Annotated in this window: 16 protein-coding genes and 1 tRNA gene; 9 read left to right on the forward strand and 8 right to left on the reverse strand. The window is 71.8% G+C overall.

What is annotated here, in order from left to right; genetic code table 11:
- Positions 1 to 89: 89 nt before the first annotated feature.
- From IE258_RS27330 to IE258_RS27345, 4 genes are read right to left on the reverse strand one after another with little or no spacing between them, the layout of a single operon-like run.
- A complete protein-coding gene (locus tag IE258_RS27330; RefSeq protein WP_189747726.1) occupies positions 90 to 992 on the reverse strand; it encodes a sugar phosphate isomerase/epimerase family protein in 903 nt (300 codons plus the stop codon).
- Between the two features lie 2 nt (positions 993 to 994).
- Complete coding sequence (locus IE258_RS27335) at positions 995 to 1,984, reverse strand: ATP-binding cassette domain-containing protein (RefSeq protein ID WP_189747728.1); 990 nt, start codon at positions 1,982 to 1,984, stop codon at positions 995 to 997.
- A gap of 6 nt (positions 1,985 to 1,990) precedes the next feature.
- On the reverse strand, positions 1,991 to 3,067 hold the full coding sequence (locus IE258_RS27340) for an ABC transporter permease (protein ID WP_161270370.1): 1,077 nt from the start codon (positions 3,065 to 3,067) through the stop codon (positions 1,991 to 1,993).
- Entirely contained in the window at positions 3,067 to 4,089 is a 1,023-nt protein-coding gene (locus IE258_RS27345) for a sugar ABC transporter substrate-binding protein (protein WP_159325938.1), read from the reverse strand. The genes IE258_RS27340 and IE258_RS27345 overlap by 1 nt, the downstream gene beginning before the upstream one ends.
- A gap of 253 nt (positions 4,090 to 4,342) precedes the next feature.
- Here IE258_RS27345 and iolC point away from each other — a divergent pair, with 253 nt between their 5' ends.
- From iolC to IE258_RS27370, 5 genes are all read left to right on the forward strand, one after another.
- On the forward strand, positions 4,343 to 5,305 hold the full coding sequence (gene iolC / locus IE258_RS27350; RefSeq protein ID WP_189747731.1) for a 5-dehydro-2-deoxygluconokinase: 963 nt from the start codon (positions 4,343 to 4,345) through the stop codon (positions 5,303 to 5,305).
- 13 nt (positions 5,306 to 5,318) lie between these two features.
- Entirely contained in the window at positions 5,319 to 6,215 is an 897-nt protein-coding gene (locus tag IE258_RS27355; RefSeq protein ID WP_189747733.1) for a Cgl0159 family (beta/alpha)8-fold protein, read from the forward strand.
- Positions 6,216 to 6,304: 89 nt separating this feature from the next.
- Positions 6,305 to 7,201, forward strand: coding sequence for a 5-deoxy-glucuronate isomerase (gene iolB / locus IE258_RS27360; RefSeq protein WP_189747735.1), 897 nt, complete (start codon positions 6,305 to 6,307; stop codon positions 7,199 to 7,201).
- Positions 7,198 to 9,072 carry a 3D-(3,5/4)-trihydroxycyclohexane-1,2-dione acylhydrolase (decyclizing) gene (gene iolD, locus IE258_RS27365; protein WP_189747737.1) on the forward strand — a complete coding sequence of 625 codons (1,875 nt, stop codon included), beginning with the start codon at positions 7,198 to 7,200 and terminating at the stop codon, positions 9,070 to 9,072. Before iolB ends, iolD begins: the two co-directional genes overlap by 4 nt.
- 54 nt (positions 9,073 to 9,126) lie before the next feature.
- A complete protein-coding gene (locus IE258_RS27370; RefSeq protein WP_159325933.1) occupies positions 9,127 to 9,912 on the forward strand; it encodes a GntR family transcriptional regulator in 786 nt (261 codons plus the stop codon).
- A gap of 6 nt (positions 9,913 to 9,918) precedes the next feature.
- Here IE258_RS27370 and IE258_RS27375 read toward each other — a convergent pair whose 3' ends face one another.
- Positions 9,919 to 10,905 carry an aldo/keto reductase gene (locus IE258_RS27375; protein WP_189747739.1) on the reverse strand — a complete coding sequence of 329 codons (987 nt, stop codon included), beginning with the start codon at positions 10,903 to 10,905 and terminating at the stop codon, positions 9,919 to 9,921.
- 96 nt (positions 10,906 to 11,001) lie between these two features.
- Between IE258_RS27375 and IE258_RS27380 the strand changes: the two genes are divergently transcribed.
- Positions 11,002 to 11,424 carry an ankyrin repeat domain-containing protein gene (locus IE258_RS27380; protein WP_189747741.1) on the forward strand — a complete coding sequence of 141 codons (423 nt, stop codon included), beginning with the start codon at positions 11,002 to 11,004 and terminating at the stop codon, positions 11,422 to 11,424.
- 68 nt (positions 11,425 to 11,492) lie between these two features.
- Here the strand turns inward: IE258_RS27380 and IE258_RS27385 are convergent.
- Positions 11,493 to 11,566 (reverse strand) — tRNA-Pro (locus IE258_RS27385).
- A 99-nt stretch (positions 11,567 to 11,665) separates the two neighbouring features.
- On the opposite strand from IE258_RS27385, the gene IE258_RS27390 reads away from it, so the two are divergent.
- The 3 genes from IE258_RS27390 (at position 11,666) to IE258_RS27400 (ending at position 15,245) form a co-directional block, all read left to right on the forward strand.
- A complete protein-coding gene (locus IE258_RS27390) occupies positions 11,666 to 12,205 on the forward strand; it encodes a DUF309 domain-containing protein (RefSeq protein WP_189747743.1) in 540 nt (179 codons plus the stop codon).
- 57 nt (positions 12,206 to 12,262) lie between these two features.
- Entirely contained in the window at positions 12,263 to 13,036 is a 774-nt protein-coding gene (gene cobF / locus IE258_RS27395) for a precorrin-6A synthase (deacetylating) (protein ID WP_189747745.1), read from the forward strand.
- Positions 13,037 to 13,124: 88 nt separating this feature from the next.
- Positions 13,125 to 15,245: an MDR family MFS transporter gene (locus IE258_RS27400; RefSeq protein WP_189747746.1), complete on the forward strand. Its 2,121-nt coding sequence runs from the start codon at positions 13,125 to 13,127 to the stop codon at positions 15,243 to 15,245.
- On the opposite strand, the gene IE258_RS27405 is transcribed toward IE258_RS27400, so the two are convergent.
- On the reverse strand, positions 15,172 to 15,945 hold the full coding sequence (locus tag IE258_RS27405; RefSeq protein ID WP_189747749.1) for a sulfite exporter TauE/SafE family protein: 774 nt from the start codon (positions 15,943 to 15,945) through the stop codon (positions 15,172 to 15,174). The two genes, IE258_RS27400 and IE258_RS27405, sit on opposite strands and share 74 nt — an antisense overlap.
- A 62-nt stretch (positions 15,946 to 16,007) precedes the next feature.
- Positions 16,008 to 17,531 carry a long-chain-fatty-acid--CoA ligase gene (locus IE258_RS27410; protein WP_189747751.1) on the reverse strand — a complete coding sequence of 508 codons (1,524 nt, stop codon included), beginning with the start codon at positions 17,529 to 17,531 and terminating at the stop codon, positions 16,008 to 16,010.
- Between the last annotated feature and the right edge of the window lie 71 nt (positions 17,532 to 17,602).

Genomic DNA, 17,602 nt, shown 5'->3' on the forward strand with positions numbered 1-17,602 from the left:
GTGTCAGTGCTCGCACGCTAGCGCGCGCCACCGACAACGGCCCGCCGAGCGGCGCACCGGCGGGACGCTCCCCGCCGGCGCGGCCCGTCTCAGGCGCCGCAGGAGCGCAGGAACTTCCGGGTGCGCACCGCGATGGGCAGCGGCTTGTCCGGCTCGCAGGGATACATGTCCTGCTCGACGATGGCGAACAGGTCGACGCCGAGCTCCTGGGCGGCCGTGAGCACCGGGCCCAGCTCCGGCACACCTCCGGGCGGCTCGCACATCACGCCGCGCTGCACGGCGGGCCCGAACGGCACCCCGCCCTCGCGCACCCCGGCGAGGATCTCCGGGTCGACCTGCTTGAGGTGGAGGTAGCCGATGCGCTCGCCGTAGGTCTCGATCAGCTTGACGCTGTCGCCGCCGCAGTAGGCGTAGTGGCCGGTGTCCAGGCAGAGGTTCACCAGGTCGGAGTCGGTGGCGTCGAGGAAGCGCTCGACGTGCTCCTCGGTGTCGATGTGGGTGTCGGCGTGCGGGTGGACGACGATGTCCAGACCGTAGGCGTCCCGCACCTCGCGGCCCAGGCGCTCCATGCCCCGGGTGAGGTGGCCCCACTGCTCGCCGGTCAGCTCCGGCGGCTCCAGGATCTCGGCGGTCTTGTCGTCGCGCCAGAAGGACGGGATGACGACGAGGTGCTTCGCGTCCATGGCCTTGGTGAGGGCGGCGACGCGGCCGACCTGTTCCCAGGTGGCGTCCCATTCGGAGGGGCCGCGGTGCAGGCCGCAGAAGATGGTGCCCGCGGAGACCTTGAGGCCGCGCCGGGTCACCTCGTCGGTGAGCCGGGCCGGGTCGGTGGGGAGGTAGCCGTAGGGGCCCAGCTCGATCCAGTCGTAGCCGGCCTCGGTGACCTCGTCCAGGAACCGTTCCCACGGCACCTGCCGGGGGTCGTCGGGGAACCAGACGCCCCAGGAGTCGGGGGCCGAGCCGACGCGGATGCGGTCGAGGGCAGAGGGCATGCTCAGGCCTTCCCTTCGGCGGTGCCGGATGCGGTGCTGTCGGATGCCGCGGCATCGGACTTCGCGGCGTCGGTCCTGTCGGCAGTATCGGGTGCGGCGGGCTTCACCGCAGCGCCCGCGTCGTCGGGCAGCGCCTCCACGTCGACGCCGCCGACCTGGGCCAGCTCGTGCTTGAGGGCGGCCAGTTCGGCGCCGCCCGCCATGTGGTTGGTGAGCGCCTCGAGGGTGATGCCGGCGCGGGCCGCGCTCAGTTCGAGGGTGCCCAGGCGCAGCACGCTGAAGTGGTCGCCGACCATGTAGGCGTGGTGGGGGTTGTGGGTGATGAAGATGACGCCGAGTCCGCGTTCGCGGGCGGCGGCGATGTACTTGAGGACCACGCCGGACTGCTTGACGCCCAGCGCGGCGGTGGGTTCGTCGAGGATGAGGACGCGGGCGCCGAAGTAGACGGCGCGGGCGATGGCGACGCACTGGCGCTGGCCGCCGGATAGGGTGCCGATGGGCTGTTCGAGGTCGTCCAGGACGATGCCCATGTTGCGCAGTTCCTCGTCGGCGGTCCGCTTCATGCGGTCGATGTCGAGGCGGCGCACGGGCCAGGGGCCCTTGGTCATCTCGGAGCCGAGGAAGAAGTTCCGCCACACCGGCATCAGCGGGATCGTGGCGAGGTCCTGGTAGACCGTGGCGATGCCGCGGGCCAGCGCGTCGCGCGGGGTGGCGAAGCGCACGGCCTCGCCGTCGACGAGGAACTCGCCCTCGGTGTGCTGGTGCAGCCCGGAGATGATCTTGATGAGGGTGGACTTGCCGGCACCGTTGTCACCGAGCACGCAGGTCACCCGGCCGGGATGGACGGTGAGGTCGACTCCGTGCAGGGCGCGGATGTTGCCGTAGGACTTGCCGGCCCGGCGCAGTTCGACCAGGGGGCGGTCCTGCTCGGGTGCGGGGTCGGCCAGGACGGCGCCGTGGGTGCCGGGGGCTGCGGGGGTCTTGCTGGTCATTTCCGATCACCTCCGGGTCGCGGCGCGGCGGACGTACAGGTTGATGAGGACGGCGCCGAGGAGCATCACGCCGAGGAATGCCTTGAACCAGTCGGGGTTCCAGCCGGCGAAGACGATGCCCTGGTTCACCATGCCGAACATGAAGGCGCCGAAGACGGGGCCGATCGCGGAGCCGTAGCCGCCGGTGAGCAGACAGCCGCCGATGACCGCCGCGGCGATGTAGATCAGCTCCTGGCCGACACCCTCACCCGACTGCACGGTGTTGAAGGAGAACAGCTGGTGCATGCCGACGAACCAGGCGCCGAAGCCGACCAGCATGAACAGCGTGATCTTGGTGAAGGTGACCGGCACGCCGACCGCGCGGGCGGACTCCTGGCTGCCGCCGACGGCGAAGATCCAGTTGCCGTACTTGGTGCGCAGCAGGACCCAGGTGGCCAGGGCCGCGAAGACCAGCCACCACACCACCGTGATCTTCACCTCGACGCCGCCGACGTCGAAGGACGAGGCGAACAGGGCCTTGGCCTGGTCGAAGCCGTCCATGTCGCTGATGTCGTCGGTGGCGACGTTGCCGGTGACGAGCTTGGTGACGGCGAGGTTGACGCCCTGGAGGACCAGGAAGGTGGCCAGCGTGACCAGGAAGCTCGGCAGGCCGGTCTTCACCAGCACCCAGCCGTTGAAGGCGCCGACGGCGAGCGAGGCGACGAGGGCGACGACCACGCCCATCCAGACGTTCATGGTCAGCTGGTAGCTGAGCATGCCCGCGGTGAGCGCCGAGGTGACCACGGCGACACCGGCGGAGAGGTCGAACTCGCCGCCGATCATCAGCAGGGCGACGGGCAGCGCCATGATGCCGATGGTGGACGACTGGTACAGCACCGTCGCCATGGAGCCGCCGTCGCGGAGGGTGGGCGCGGCGATCAGGAAGAAGACGAACACGGCGACGGCGCCGAGGAAGACCCCGACCTCGGGCCGGGCGAGCACCCGCAGCGCCACGGAGCGCTCACGGGTGCGCCCGTCGGTCTGCTTGGGGCCGGGGGCCGGCGGTGTGGTCACCGCCGGCTCAGCCTGTTGGGCCATGCTCATCACCGGGTGCCCTTCGAGGCGAACTCGGCGACGGCCTTGACGTTGGTCTTGTCGACGAAGGCCGGACCGGTCAGCACCGGCTGCTCACCGCCGCCGCTGTAGTTGCCGTTGTTCTTGTAGAGCCACAGCCCGTCGACCGCGAGGTAGCCCTGGAGGTAGGGCTGCTGGTCGACGGCGAACTCGATGTCGCCCTTCTCGATGGCGCCGGTCAGTTCCTTGTTGAGGTCGAAGGTGGCGACCTTGGCCTTGCTGCCGGACTCGTCCACCGACTGCACGGCGGTCATGGCGAAGGGGGCGCCGAGCGTGATCAGGTGGTCGATGGCGCCGTCCTGCTTGAGCTTGGCGGTGATGGTCGACTTCACCGAGGGCATGTCGGTGCCGTTGACGTAGAGGTTCTCGATGGACCCCTCGAAGGTCTTCTTCACGCCGTCGCAGCGCTGGGTCAGGCCGACGTTGCCCTGCTCGTGGATGACGCAGACGGCGTTCTTCGCCCCGTCCTCGTTGAGCCGCTTGCCGAGCGCCTCGCCGGCCACGCTCTCGTCCTGGCCGAAGAACTCCATCAGGCCGAGCTTCTTCCAGTCCGCCAGACCGGAGTTGAGCCCGACCACGGGTATGCCGGCCTTCTCCGCCTTGTCGAGGACGCCGCGCAGGGCGTCCGGCTTGGCGAGGGTGACGGCGATGCCGTCGACCTTCTGGTCGATCGCGTTCTGCACCAGGTTGGCCTGGTTGCCCGCGTTCGGGTCGGCGGAGTAGACGAGCTTGACGTTGTCCTTGTCGGCGGCGGCCTGGGCGCCCTTGCGGACGATGTCCCAGAAGGTGTCGCCGGGCGCCTGGTGGGTGACCAGGGCGACCGTCATGCGGGGGGTGTTCGCCTTGCCCGCGGAGGCGCCCGAGTCGCTCTCCTCGTCGGCCTTCTTCCCGCCCGAGCTGCTGGAGCAGCCGGCGAGGGTCAGGGCCGCGGCGGCGGCGAGGGCCACGGCAGGGGCGAATCTGCGGGAGCGGGCGTGCGAAGAGCGGTCCATCTTTTCCTGCACCTCACTGTGCGACTGTGCGACGGGAGAGCCGTGTGCCAGACCCGAGTGCCAGACCCGAGAAGAATGGCTGTTGCTGCGCTGGGACCGGATACAAGTCCTTGGGACGCCCACTGTCAATACTTTGTCAAGACATCATTTCACTCGCAGGTCCGAATGTAAGTACAAAGTATTGACAGCGTCGTCCAGGAGTCATACACCTTGGGAGGCGGCAGGCCCCCGCCCAGCCAAAGGAGCGTCGCACATGGCCGAGTCAGTCCCGCGTTTCGATCTGATCACGATGGGCCGCATCGGGGTCGATCTCTATCCTCTGCAGACGGGCGTACCCCTGGCGGAGGTTGAGACCTTCGGCAAGTTTCTCGGCGGTTCGGCCTCCAACGTCGCGGTCGCGGCCGCCCGGCTCGGCCGCGCCACGGCCGTCATCACCCGCACGGGCGACGACCCCTTCGGCGGCTATCTGCACGGCGCGCTGAAGGAGTTCGGCGTCGACGACCGCTGGGTCACCCCGGTCGCCGCGTACCCGACGCCGGTGACGTTCTGCGAGATCTTCCCGCCGGACGACTTCCCGCTGTACTTCTACCGCCGCCCCAAGGCGCCGGACCTGGAGATCCACCCGGAGGAGCTGGACCTGGACGCGATCCGTGCGGCCTCGATCTTCTGGATGACCGGCACCGGACTGAGCGAGGAACCGAGCCGCACGGCGACGCTGGCCGCGCTCGCGCACCGTGCGAAGTCCGGCACCACGGTCTTCGACCTGGACTGGCGCCCCATGTTCTGGGCCGACCCCGAGCAGGCCCGCCCGTACTACGCCGAGGCGCTCGGCCACGCGACCGTCGCGGTCGGCAACCTGGACGAGTGCGAGATCGCCACCGGGGTGCGCGAACCCCGCGCCTGCGCCGAGGCGTTGCTGGCGGCCGGTGTGGAGCTGGCCGTCGTCAAGCAGGGCCCGAAGGGTGTCCTCGCCGTGCACCGCGACGGCCGGTCGGCCGAGGTGCCGCCGGTCCCGGTCGAGGTGGTCAACGGCCTCGGCGCGGGCGACGCGTTCGGCGGCTCCCTGTGTCACGGTCTGCTCTCCGGCTGGGAGCTGGAGCGGATCATGCGGTACGCCAACGCGGCCGGCGCCCTCGTCGCCTCCCGTCTCGCCTGTTCCTCCGCGATGCCCACCGAGGCGGAGGTCGACGACCTCCTCGCGCGAGCCACTCCCTGAACGGAGCAAAGCCTTGTCCCGCAGTATCTCCAGCATCCCGGACCTCACCGCGGTCCGCGCCCGGCACCCGGAGGCGATCGCCGAGGCCGCGGCCGGCCGGGTACGCCGCCCGCTGATCGGCGACTCCGGCCGCCTGATGATCGTGGCCGCCGACCACCCGGCGCGCGGCGCGCTCGGCGTCGGCGACCGCGGGCTCGCCATGGCCAACCGGGCCGACCTGCTGGAGCGCCTGTGCACCGCGCTGTCCCGGCCCGGCGTCGACGGGGTGCTGGCCACCGCCGACGTGCTGGAGGACCTGCTGCTGCTCGGCGTGCTGGAGAACAAGGTCGTCATGGGTTCGATGAACCGGGGCGGCCTCGCGGGCGCCGCCTTCGAGATGGACGACCGCTTCACCGGCCACCGCGCCGAGGACATCGCCCGGCTGCGCTTCGACGCGGGCAAGCTGCTGCTGCGCATCGACTACGACGACCCCGGCTCGCTGGCCACGATGGAGGCGAGCGCCCGGGCGGTGGACGCCATGGCCGCACGTGAACTGCCGCTCTTCGTCGAGCCGTTCATCTCCCGCCGGATCGACGGGCGGGTGCGCAACGACCTGTCGGCCGAGGCCGTGACCCGCTCCATCGCCATCGCGTCCGGTCTCGGCGGCACCTCCGCCTACACCTGGCTGAAACTGCCCGTCACCCGGAACCCGGACGACATGGCCGAGGTCCTGGAGACCTCCACACTGCCCGCGGTCCTGCTCGGCGGCGACATAGGGGGCTCCCCGGCGGACCAGACCGCGGCCTACGAACGCTGGCGCAAGGCGCTGCGGCTGCCCACCGTGCAGGGCATGGTCGTGGGCCGCTCGCTGCTCTACCCGGCCGGGGGCAGCGTGGAGGAGGCGGTGGACACGGCCGTCGGACTGCTGTGACCGATTGCCGTGACCGATTACCGGACCGACTGCCGTGACCGATTGCTGTGACCGACTGCTGTGACCGAGGAGAGGCGGAGAAGCGGACGATGACGTATCACCTTCCCGCGGGCAAGGCGGCGGCCGACGGCCCGTACGCCGTGGACGTGACGCCCGAGAGTGCGGGCTGGGGCTACTCGAGCCTGCGCGTGGTGAGCCTGGCCCCCGGCGGCAGCCACACCTTCGACAGCGGCGAGAGCGAGTGGATCGTGCTGCCGCTGAGCGGCGGCTGCACGGTCGCGACCGCCGACGACTTCGGCCGGGAGACCTTCGAACTGACCGGCCGGGACAGCGTGTTCGACGGTGTCACCGACTTCGCCTACGTCCCCCGCGACGCCCGCACGACCCTGACCTCCACCGGCGGCGGCCGCTTCGCGCTGACCGGCGCCCGCTGCACCCGCCGTCTGCCGGCCCGCTACGCACCGGCGTCCTCGGTGCCGGTGGAGCTGCGGGGCACCGGGAACTGCTCGCGGCAGGTCAACAACTTCGGCGCGGCAGGCGTGTTCGAGTGCGACAAACTGATCGCGGTCGAGGTGCTGACCCCGGGCGGCAACTGGTCCTCCTTCCCGCCGCACAAGCACGACGAGCACCGCCCCGGCGAGGAGTCGGTGCTGGAGGAGATCTACTACTTCGAGTTCGCGGACCACGACGGCACCCCGGGCCTCGGCTACCAGCGCGTCTCCCCCTCCGGACGGGGACAGGGCACCGACGTGCTCGCCGAAGTGCGCGACGGGGACGTCGTACTGATCCCCGACGGCTGGCACGGACCGTCGATGGCGGTCCCCGGACACCACATGTACTACCTCAACGTCATGGCGGGGCCGGAGCCCGAACGCGCCTGGCTGATCTGCGACCACCCCGGCCACGCCTGGATCCGCGACACCTGGCCCGAGCAGCCGGTCGACCCCCGGCTCCCCCTCTACACCGCACCGGAGAGGTCCGCATGAGCGCCGCCGCCACCCGCCGACTGACCACCGCCCAGGCCCTGGTGCGCTTCCTGGCCGCGCAGTACACCGAACGCGACGGCGTGCGGCACCGTCTGATCGCCGGCACCTGGGGGATCTTCGGCCACGGCAACGTGGCCGGCCTCGGGCAGGCACTCGTCGAGTACCGCGAGGCGATGCCCTACCACCAGGGCCGCAACGAGCAGGCCATGGTGCACGCGGCCGTCGGTCACGCCCGCCACCTCAACCGCCTGTCCGCGCAGGCGGTGACAACCTCCATCGGACCCGGCGCCACCAACCTGGTCACGGGTGCGGCCCTGGCCACGATCAACCGTCTGCCGGTCCTGCTCCTGCCCGGCGACTACTTCGCCTCGCACGCCGCCGACCCGCTCCTCCAGCAGCTGGAGCACCCGGTCGAGGCCGACGTGTCCGTGAACGACGCCCTGCGGCCCGTGTCCCGGTACTTCGACCGGATCACCCGCCCCGAGGCGCTCCTCACCTCCGCGCTCAACGCCGTGCGCGTGCTGTCCGACCCCGCGGAGACCGGCGCGGTCACCCTCGCGCTGCCGCAGGACGTGCAGGCACAGGCATACGACTGGCCGGAGGAGTTCTTCGCCGACCGGGTGTGGCGGGTGCGCCGTCCCGCGCCCGACCCGGCGGAACTGGCCGAGGCCGTCCGGGCGATCCGCGCCGCCGCACGTCCGCTGATCGTCGCGGGCGGCGGCGTCCACCACAGCGAGGCCGAACCGGCCCTCAAGGCACTGGTGGACGCCACCGGCATCCCGGTCGCCTCCACCCAGGCAGGCAAGGGCGCGCTGCGCCACGACCACCCGGCGGACCTCGGCGGCATCGGCCACACCGGCACCGCGGTGAGCGACGCCCTCGCCCGCACCGCGGACCTGGTGATCGGCGTCGGCACCCGCTACTCGGACTTCACCACCGCCTCCGGCACCCTCTTCCAGCACCCCGGCGTGCGCTTCCTGAACCTCAACATCACCGCCTTCGACGCCCACAAGCTCGCCGCCACCACCCTGGTGTGCGACGCCCGGTCGGGGCTGGCCGCGCTGACGGACGCGCTCGTCGGGCACCGGGTGGACGCGGCGTACGAGACGGAGTACCGCACCGGCAGGGCCCGTTGGGAGGAGGCGGTCGAGGGGGCGTTCCGCGCCGACGACGACAGCGCGGTGCCCACCCAGACGCAGGTGCTGGGCGCGCTCGACACGGTCGTCGGCGACCAGGACGTGGTGATCAACGCCGCCGGTTCGCTCCCCGGCGACCTGCACAAGCTGTGGCGGGCCCGCTCCCCGCGCCAGTACCACCTGGAGTACGGCTACTCCTGCATGGGCTACGAGATCCCGGCCGCGCTCGGCGTCCAGCAGGCCGCGCCCGGCATCCCCGTGTGGGCCCTGGTCGGCGACGGAACGTACCTGATGAACCCGACGGAGATCGTCACGGCGGTGCAGGAGAACCTGCCGGTGAAGCTGGTCCTGGTCCAGAACCACGGCTACGCGTCCATCGGCGGACTGTCCGAGTCGGTGGGCGCCGAGCGCTTCGGCACCGACTACCGCCACCGCGTCGCCGACGGCTCCTTCACCGGCGCCCCGCTCCCCGTCGACCTCGCCGCCAACGCGGCCAGTCTCGGCATGGACGTACTGCGCGCCAAGACGGTGCGGGAACTGCGCGAGGCGCTCTCGACGGCCCGCGCGGCCACCCGCCCGACGTGCGTGTACGTCGAGACGGCGCCCCCGGGGACCGCGCTCCCGGCCGAGGCGTGGTGGGACGTGCCGGTGGCCGAGGTGTCGGCCCGCGAGGCCGCCACCGAGGCGCGGGCGGCCTACGAGCGCGCGGTCGCCGACCGCCGCCGACACCTCTGACCCCTCCGGCACCCCCGCCACCCAGCCAGTCCCCTACGCAAGGGAGGTACGTCCATGGCGAAGACCGGCGACCCCGCACGTGCCGTGACCGCCCCCGCGATCGGCACCCTGGACTTCGCCCTGGACCGGAGCAGTCCGGTGCCGCTCTACTACCAACTGGCCCAGCAGTTGGAGGCGGCGATAGAACACGGCGCCCTCGCGCCGGGGAACCTGCTGGGCAACGAGGTCGACCTCTCCGTCCGCCTCGGCCTGTCCCGGCCGACGGTCCGGCAGGCCATCCAGTCCCTGGTCGACAAAGGGCTGCTGGTACGGCGGCGCGGCGTCGGCACCCAGGTGGTGCACAGCCAGGTCAGGCGCCCGCTGGAGCTGAGCAGCCTCTACGACGACCTGGAGGCGGCCGGCCAGGACCCCGGGACCCGGGTGGTGCGCAACGAGGGCGTCCCGGCCACCGCCGAGGTCGCGGCGGCCCTCGGCGTCGCGGAGGGCACCGAGGTGGCCGTCCTGGAGCGGCTGCGCCTCACCCACGGGCAGCCGGTGGCGATGCTGTGCAACCACCTCCCGGCCGGCCTGCTGGAACTCGACGACGCCCGCCTGGAGTCGACCGGTCTCTACCGGATGATGCGCTCCTCGGGCATCACCCTGCACAGCGCCCGGCAGACCGTCGGCGCCCGCATCGCCTGCCGCGAGGAGGCCGAGCGGCTCGGCGAGCGGGAGGGCGCCGCGCTGCTCACCATGCGGCGCATCGCGTACGACGACACCGGGCGGCCGGTCGAGTACGGGACGCACGTGTACCGCGCGTCCCGGTACGCGTTCGACTTCCAGCTGCTGGTCAGGAACTGACCGGGCTCAGTGGACCGTGTCCAGGCGGGCACGCTGGTCCGCGGTCAGCTCCAGCTCCACGGCCGCCAGGTTCTCCTCCAGCTGGGCGACCGACGAGGCCCCGGCCAGCGGCACGATCGGCAGTTCCGCGCCGATCTGCCAGGCGAGGACGACCTGGTTGACCGTGGCCCCGGTCTCCCGGGCCACCTCGCGGAGCACGGCGAGCCGGGCCGGGGTGCCCGGATGGTCGTAGTCCGGGGGCAGCGGCTTGTCCTCGCGGACGTAGGCACCGGCCAGCAGCGGCGAGTAGGCGACCAGGGTCAGCTCCGGCTCCGCCCGCAGGTAGCCGAGGAGTTCGGCGCCGGCATGGCCGAGGCTGCCGTACGGGGAGAACTCGCTCGGCACGTCGAAGCGGGGCCGCAGGTGGCTGTGCTGGTACTGCAGCACCTCGTAGCCGGGCAGTCCGGCCGCGGCGGCCAGGGCCCGGGCCCGCTCGACGCGCCACATCGCCTGGTTGCTGACGCCGAGCAGTCCGACGGTGCCCTCGGCGACCAGCGCGCCGAACGCCTCGACGGTCTCGCTCTGCGCCACGGTGAAGTCGTCGATGTGTGCGTACAGCAGGTCGAGCCTGTCCACCCCCAGCCGTCGCCTGCTGCGGTCTGCCGCCTCGCGGATCACCTTGGCGGACAGGCCCTCGGGGTTGTCGGTGTAGCCGGTGCCGGGCGCCAGCGGACGCGCCCCCAGCTTGGTGGCGATCACGACCTCGTCGCCGATCCCGCGGCTGCGCCGCCAGCGGCCGAGGAGTTCCTCGCTCTGGCCGCCCTGGCCGCCGTCGGTCCAGAAGGCGTAGTTGTCGGACGTGTCGATGAAGTTCCCGCCGGCCTCCACATAGCGGTCGAGGACGGCGAACGAGGTCTTCTCGTCGGTCAGCGAGCCGAACAGCATCGCGCCGAGCGCGAGCACGCTCACCTCGCGGCGGTGCGCGGGGTCGGCGCCTATGGTGCGGTACTTCACGGTTTTCCTCCCCATTCGTGCCCGGTCGTCCGGGTACGCAGGGAGTCTTCATTTTGAAGTGCACTTCAAGTCAAGCGCCGCGTACTCTCGGCTCGCGTGAACAGGCGAAAGCACAAGAAACTGTCCCGGCGTCTCGTCGACGCAGCGCTCGTCGGTGAGCCGGCGCGGGTGCGGGCCGCGCTGCGGGCCGGAGCGCCCGCCGAGACGGCGGACACGGCCGGGAGCACCCCGCTGTACCTGGCGTCCGTGAACGGGGACGCCGACATCGTCCGCGTACTGCTCGCGGCCGGCGCCCGGCCGGACACGGAGAGCGGAATCGGCTCGGAGGGCACACCGCTGTGCGGGGCGGCCTGCTGGGGGCACACCGAGGCCGTCCGCGCGCTCCTCGAGTACGGAGCCGACCCGAACCTGCGCGAGGACCACGGCACCGGCTGGACGCCGCTGGACTGGGCGTCGAACGGGCCGCACCGGGAGACGGTGGACCTGCTCGTCGCCGCGGGGGCGCGGCCGCGGGACTGACCACCGGGAGGAGACGACGAAGAAGGGCCTTCACGGACTCGCGTCCGTGAAGGCCCTTCTTCACACCGTCGGGACGACAGGATTTGAACCTGCGACCCCTTGACCCCCAGTCAAGTGCGCTACCAAGCTGCGCCACGTCCCGGTGTCGTCACGCGCGGTGAACCGCGCGATCACGCGACAGCACTTTACCCCACGGACGGGGCCGCGCCTAAGCGGGCACGGGAGAGGGACAATCGGTCCCATGGACAGCCCTGCCGACAGCCCCGTGGACAGCACCGCCCCCGACCGCCCGGAGGAGGGGCGGGACCGTGACGACGAGGGCCGGGCACGCAACGCCCGGCCGCGGGACGGGCTCGGACGCCCGCTGCCGTACGGCGCGGACGGCGTGCCGCGCCAGCCCGAGGGCGTCGTACGGGCTCCCGAGGCGACCGTCGCCGAGGCGCAGCGGCTGCTGGACGACGGCAAGCCGTTCCACGCGCACGAGGTCTTCGAGGACGCCTGGAAGTCGGGGCCCGAGGAGGAGCGGGAGCTGTGGCGGGGCATGGCCCAGCTGGCCGTCGGGCTCACGCACTCGGCGCGCGGCAACGCCACCGGCGGGGCGAGGCTGCTGCGGCGCGGGGCGGGTGCCGTCACGGCGTGGGCGGCGTCGGAGGCCGGGCGGGAGCGGCCGTACGGGATGGATCTGGGCGCGGTCGCCGGGTGGGCCGGAAAGCTGGCCGGCGAGGTGGAGGGCGGCGCTCCCGTGGACGCGGCGGCGCGGGCGCCCCGGCTGCGGGGCTGAATCCCGCCGGGGCGGCCCGGTCGGGGCGCGGTCGGTGGCGTACGGCAGACTCGTGGTGTGCGGACCATTCATGTGATCGGTATTGGCGCGGGCGACCCGGAGCAGCTGACGCTCCAGGCGGTCAGGGCGCTGCGCGGCACGGACGTGTTCTTCGTCCTGGACAAGGGCGAGGCCAAGGCCGACCTGGTGCGGCTGCGCCGGGACATGCTGGAGGCGCACGTACCGGCGGGGACGTACCGGGTCGTCGAGGCGCGCGACCCCGAGCGGGACCGGAGCGCGGGCGGCGCCGCCTACTCCCCCGCCGTCGGGGACTGGCGCAGTGCCCGCGCGGGCATCTACGAGCGCCTGATCGCCGAGGAGCTGGGCGAGGACGAGACCGGCGCGTTCCTGGTCTGGGGCGACCCCGCGCTGTACGACAGCACGCTGGGCATCCTGGAGGAGATCCTGGAGCGCGGCGCGGTGGCGTTCGAGTACGACGTGGTGCCCGGCATCAGCAGCGTCTCCTCACTGGTCGCCCGGCACCGGACGGGGCTGAACCGGGTGGCGCGTCCGGTGCAGATCACCACGGGGCGGCGGCTGGCCGAGGGCTTCCCCGAGGACACGGACGACGTCGTCGTGATGCTGGACGCCCACCAGACCTTCCGGCGGTACGCGGACCAGGACATCGACATCTACTGGGGTGCCTACTTGGGCACCCCGGACGAGATCCTCGACTCCGGTCCGATCGCCGAGGCCGCGCCCCGCATCGAGCGGCTGCGTGCCGAGGCGCGGGAGCGCAAGGGCTGGATCATGGACACCTACCTGCTGCGGCGCAACCCCGGCGACCGCTGACCGGACCGGGCCCTGACCGGGCCCCCGGGCACACCCGGGCGGACCGCTCCCGCATGCGTGGCCGGTGCACCGGTGTGATCGTGACCGTGTGACAGTCGCCGAGGAAGCACCGCGGACCGCAGCCGCTCAGCCGCCCGTGCTGGACCGGCGGCGGCGCAACGTCGTCTTCGTCACGATCATGCTCGGCATGCTGCTCGCGGCCCTGGACCAGACGATCGTCGGCACCGCGCTGCCCACCATCGTGTCGGACCTGGGCGGCGCCGCGCACATGTCGTGGGTGGTGACCTCGTACCTGCTCGCGGAGACCGTGGCGACGGTGCTGGTCGGCAAGTTCGGAGACCTGTTCGGCCGCAAGGTGGTCTTCCAGGTGTCCGCGGTCGTGTTCATCACCGGCTCGTTCCTGTGCGGGCTGGCGACCAACATGCCGCTGCTGATCCTCTGGCGGGCGGTGCAGGGCATCGGCGCGGGCGGCCTGATGGTGACGGCGATGGCGCTGATCGCGGACGTCATCCCGCTGCGGGAGCGGGGCAAGTACCAGGGCGCGATCGGCGCGGTGTTCGGGGTCGCCACGGTCATCGGGCCGCTGCTGGGCGGCCTGTTCACCGACCACCTGTCCTGGCGCTGGGCGTTCTACGTCAACGTGCCCATCGCGATCGTCGTCGTCTTCGCCGCCGCGCGCACCATCCCGGTGGTCAAGTCGGCCGCCCGTCCCGTCATCGACTACCTGGGCATCGCGCTGGTCGCGGTCGGCGCCAGCGCGCTGATCCTGGCGACGAGCTGGGGCGGCAACGAGTACGCGTGGGGCTCGGCCGTGATCATCGGCCTGTTCGCGGGCGGGCTGATCGCGCTGGGACTGTTCTGCTGGGTGGAGACCCGGGCGGCCGAACCGATGCTGCCGATGCGGCTGTTCTCCAACCCGGTGTTCACGGTCTGCTCGATCCTCAGCTTCATCGTCGGCTTCGCCATGCTGGGCGCGCTGACGTATCTGCCGACGTATCTGCAGTACGTCGACGGGGACTCGGCCACGGTCTCCGGGGTACGGACGCTGCCGATGGTGGCGGGTCTGCTGATCGCCTCGGTGTTCAGCGGCAACGTGGTCAGCAAGACGGGGCGCTACCGGCTGTTCCCCATCGTGGGCACCCTGGTGATGGGCGTCGGCCTGTATCTGATGTCGCTGATGGGTGCGGGCACGGGCGCTGGGCTGGAGTCGCTGTACATGTTCGTGCTGGGCACCGGCATCGGCCTGTCCATGCAGGTGCTGACCATCGCCGTGCAGAACACGGTCGAGTACTCCGACCTCGGCACCGCCACCTCCGGCGTCACCTTCTTCCGCACGCTGGGCAGTTCCTTCGGCACCGCCGTGTTCGGCACGATCTACGCCAACTCGCTCGGTCCCAACCTGCGCGACGGAGTCGCGGCGGCGGCCCGCACCGGTGCCGCGGACCCGTCGGTGATCGCGAGGGCGTCGACCAGTCCGGAGGGTGTGCACCGGCTGCCGCCCCCGGCGTCGGCGCCGGTCATCGGCGCGTACGCGGACACCATCCAGACCGTGTTCCTGTGGACGGTGCCGGTCGCGGTCCTGGGCTTCGTGGTCGCCCTGTTCCTCAAGCAGGTCCAGCTGCGCGACAGCGCCCGCGCGGGGTCCACGGACATGGGCGAGGGCTTCGCCTCACCGCACGACGCCAGCAGCAGGCGGACGCTTGAGGCTTCCGTCGGGAAGATCATCGGCGGTACGGAGCTGGACACCGCGCGTCGGATCATCGCGGACAGCGACACCCGGCTGGACGTCGCCGGTGCCTGGGCCGTGATGCAGGTGGACCTGTTCACGCGGCTGGTCGGACACGCCAGCCTCGGGCTGATCGCCGCCCGCCGCCGGCTGCCGCCGGAGGTGCTGCTGCCGGTCTTCGACCGGATGGTGGAGGAGGGGTTCCTGACCCGCCACGGCTCCCTGCTGTCCCACACCGACGCGGGCGCCCGTGAGGCCCTGGTGATCGGCCGGGCATGGGCGGCATGGCTGGAGGACCGGGTGGAGCGGGACATCGGCCGCCCCACGGACACGGAGCTGCGCGCGGCCGTCGACGCCATCGCCAAGCGCCTGCTGGTGGAGGACCTCAGCAACGGGCTCCCCCAGCGGATCAGGCAAGGAGCAACTGCAGACCGCCCACAACCGTCGCCGCGATCACCAGACGCTCGAACAGGCGTTGGTTGATCCGGTTCACGGCCCACTTGCCGAGGAACGCGCCGGGCACCACGAAGACGACCAGCACCGCGTCGAGCAGCAGCGAGTGGCCGTCGATCAGACCGAGCCCCGCGCTGAAGGGCAGCTTGGAGACGTTGACGATCAGGAAGAAGAACGCCGAGGTGCCCAGGAAGCCGAGCTTTCGGAACCCCGCGGAGAGCAGGTACATCGACATCACTGGGCCGCCCGCGTTGGCGACCATCGTGGTGAACCCGCCCAGGACGCCGTACGAGCGGGCCTTCACCCGGCCGGTGCGCGAGGTGACCTCGTCCGGCTGTTCGGCGGCGTCGGCCCGCCGCCGGCGCCACACCGTCACCCCGGCCATGAACAGCAGGATCACACCGATCGAGGTGCGTACGACCGCGTCGTCGGCCCACACCAGGAACAGGGTGCCGACGACCACGCCCACGCCGACCGCCGGGAACAGCCGCCACAGGGTGGGCCAGTGCGCGTGGCGCCGGTAGGTGAGGACGGCCAGGACGTCACCGGCGATCAGGATCGGCAGCAGGATGCCGGTGGAGGCGCGGGCGGGCAGGACCGCCGCGAAGATCGCGAGGCTGACCGTGTTGGCCCCGCTCACCGCCGTTTTGGAGAAGCCGACGAGCAGGACCGCGAAGGCGAGGGCGGCGAATTCCCAGCCGGTGAGGTGCCAGAGCGTCATGGTGTCCATTGCGGGGACCGATGCTATGCGCACCCCACCGGTGTCGTAAGCACCGTCTCGCCCATTGATCCTTAGCGGTCGGCGTACCGCACGCGCAGCTCCCGCTTCAGCACCTTCATGCTCGGCCCGAGCGGCAGCTCGTCCGCGAACTCCACCCGGCGCGGGTACTTGTGCCGCCCGAGGTGCTGCTTGGACCACTCGGTGACCGCGGCGGCGTCCGGCACCGCGTCGGGCGTCGTGCCGGGGGCACGCACGACCACCGCGCAGACCTCCTCGCCGTGGAGTTCGTCGGGGAGCCCGATGACGGCGACCTGGGCGATGCCGGGGTGGCGCATCAGCACCTCCTCGACCTCGCGCGGGTAGACGTTGTAGCCGCCGCGGATGATGACGTCCTTCTTCCGGTCGACGATCCTCAGGAATCCTTCCTCGTCCTTGGTGCCCAGGTCCCCGGTGCGGAACCACCCGTCGACGAGCGCCTCCGCGGTGGCCTCGGGGCGGCCGAGGTAACCGGAGAAGACGTTGTGGCCGCGGACGACGACCTCGCCCAGTTCCCCGGGCGGCAGCAGTTCCACGGCGTCCTCGACCTCGGCGCGGGCGATCTCCACGTCGACGCCCCAGAGCGGGTGGCCGATGGTGCCGGGCCTGGCACCGAAAACCGGCTGGTTCACGGCCGCCGCCGGAGAGGTCTCCGACAGCCCGTACCCCTCGTAGATCTTCGCCCCGAAGGCCCGCTCGAACCGTTCGAGCACGGCCACCGGCAGCGAGGCGCCGCCGGAGACGCACACCCGCAGCTCCGGCAGGGCCTCGGCCCCGGCCGCCGCGGCGGCGAGGGCGACGAACATGGTCGGCACCCCGTGGAAGGTGTTGACGCCCTCCTTCACCATCAGCTCGATGGCGCGCGCCGCGTCGAAGCGCGGCAGCAGGACGAGGGTCGCGCCCGCCCGCCAGGTGGAGTTGAGGGAGACGGTCTGGCCGAAGGCGTGGAAAAGCGGCAGCGCGCCGAGCGCCACGTCGTCGGGCCGGATGTCGTTGGCGTCGAAGGCGTTGACCGTCGCGTTCATCACCAGGTTGAAGTGGCTGAGCACGGCGCCCTTGGGGACGCCGGTCGTGCCGCTGGTGTAGAAGACGACGGCGGGATCGTCGGCGTCGCGGGTGACGTAGGTGGGCAGCGGCTCGGCGTCCGCTGCGAGCCTGTCGAAGTCCTCGCCGAGCGTGATCATCCGTACGCCGGTCTCCCGCGCGGCGGCGGCGCCGGTCTCAGCCTGCGCCGGGTGGCACAGCAGCAGGGTGGCCCCGCTGTCGCGCAGCACGTGCTCGACCTCGGCCGCGGACAGCAGCAGGTGCACCGGTACCACGACGGCGCCGGCCGCGGCGACGGCGTAGTAGGCGATCGGGAAGTCGGCGGTGTTCGGTGCCATCAGCGCGACCCGGTCCCCGGGCCGGACGTCCAGGCCGACGAGCGCACCGGCCTGGGCGCGGGCCCGCCGCCACACTTCGGCGAAGGTCAGCCGCAGGTCGCCCTCGACGAGCGCCTCCTTGTCGGGACGGCGCCGGGCGTTCTCGGCGAGGACGGCGGCGACGGAGAGGGTTGCCATGGGGTGTTGCTCCGTTTCCTTGCTTTCTTTGCTGCGGCTCTGCAGAGGGGGCGGCTCTGGGGGCTGGGGCC

Source organism: Streptomyces tendae (assembly GCF_014650435.1).
Classification (GTDB): Bacteria; Actinomycetota; Actinomycetes; order Streptomycetales; family Streptomycetaceae; genus Streptomyces; species Streptomyces tendae.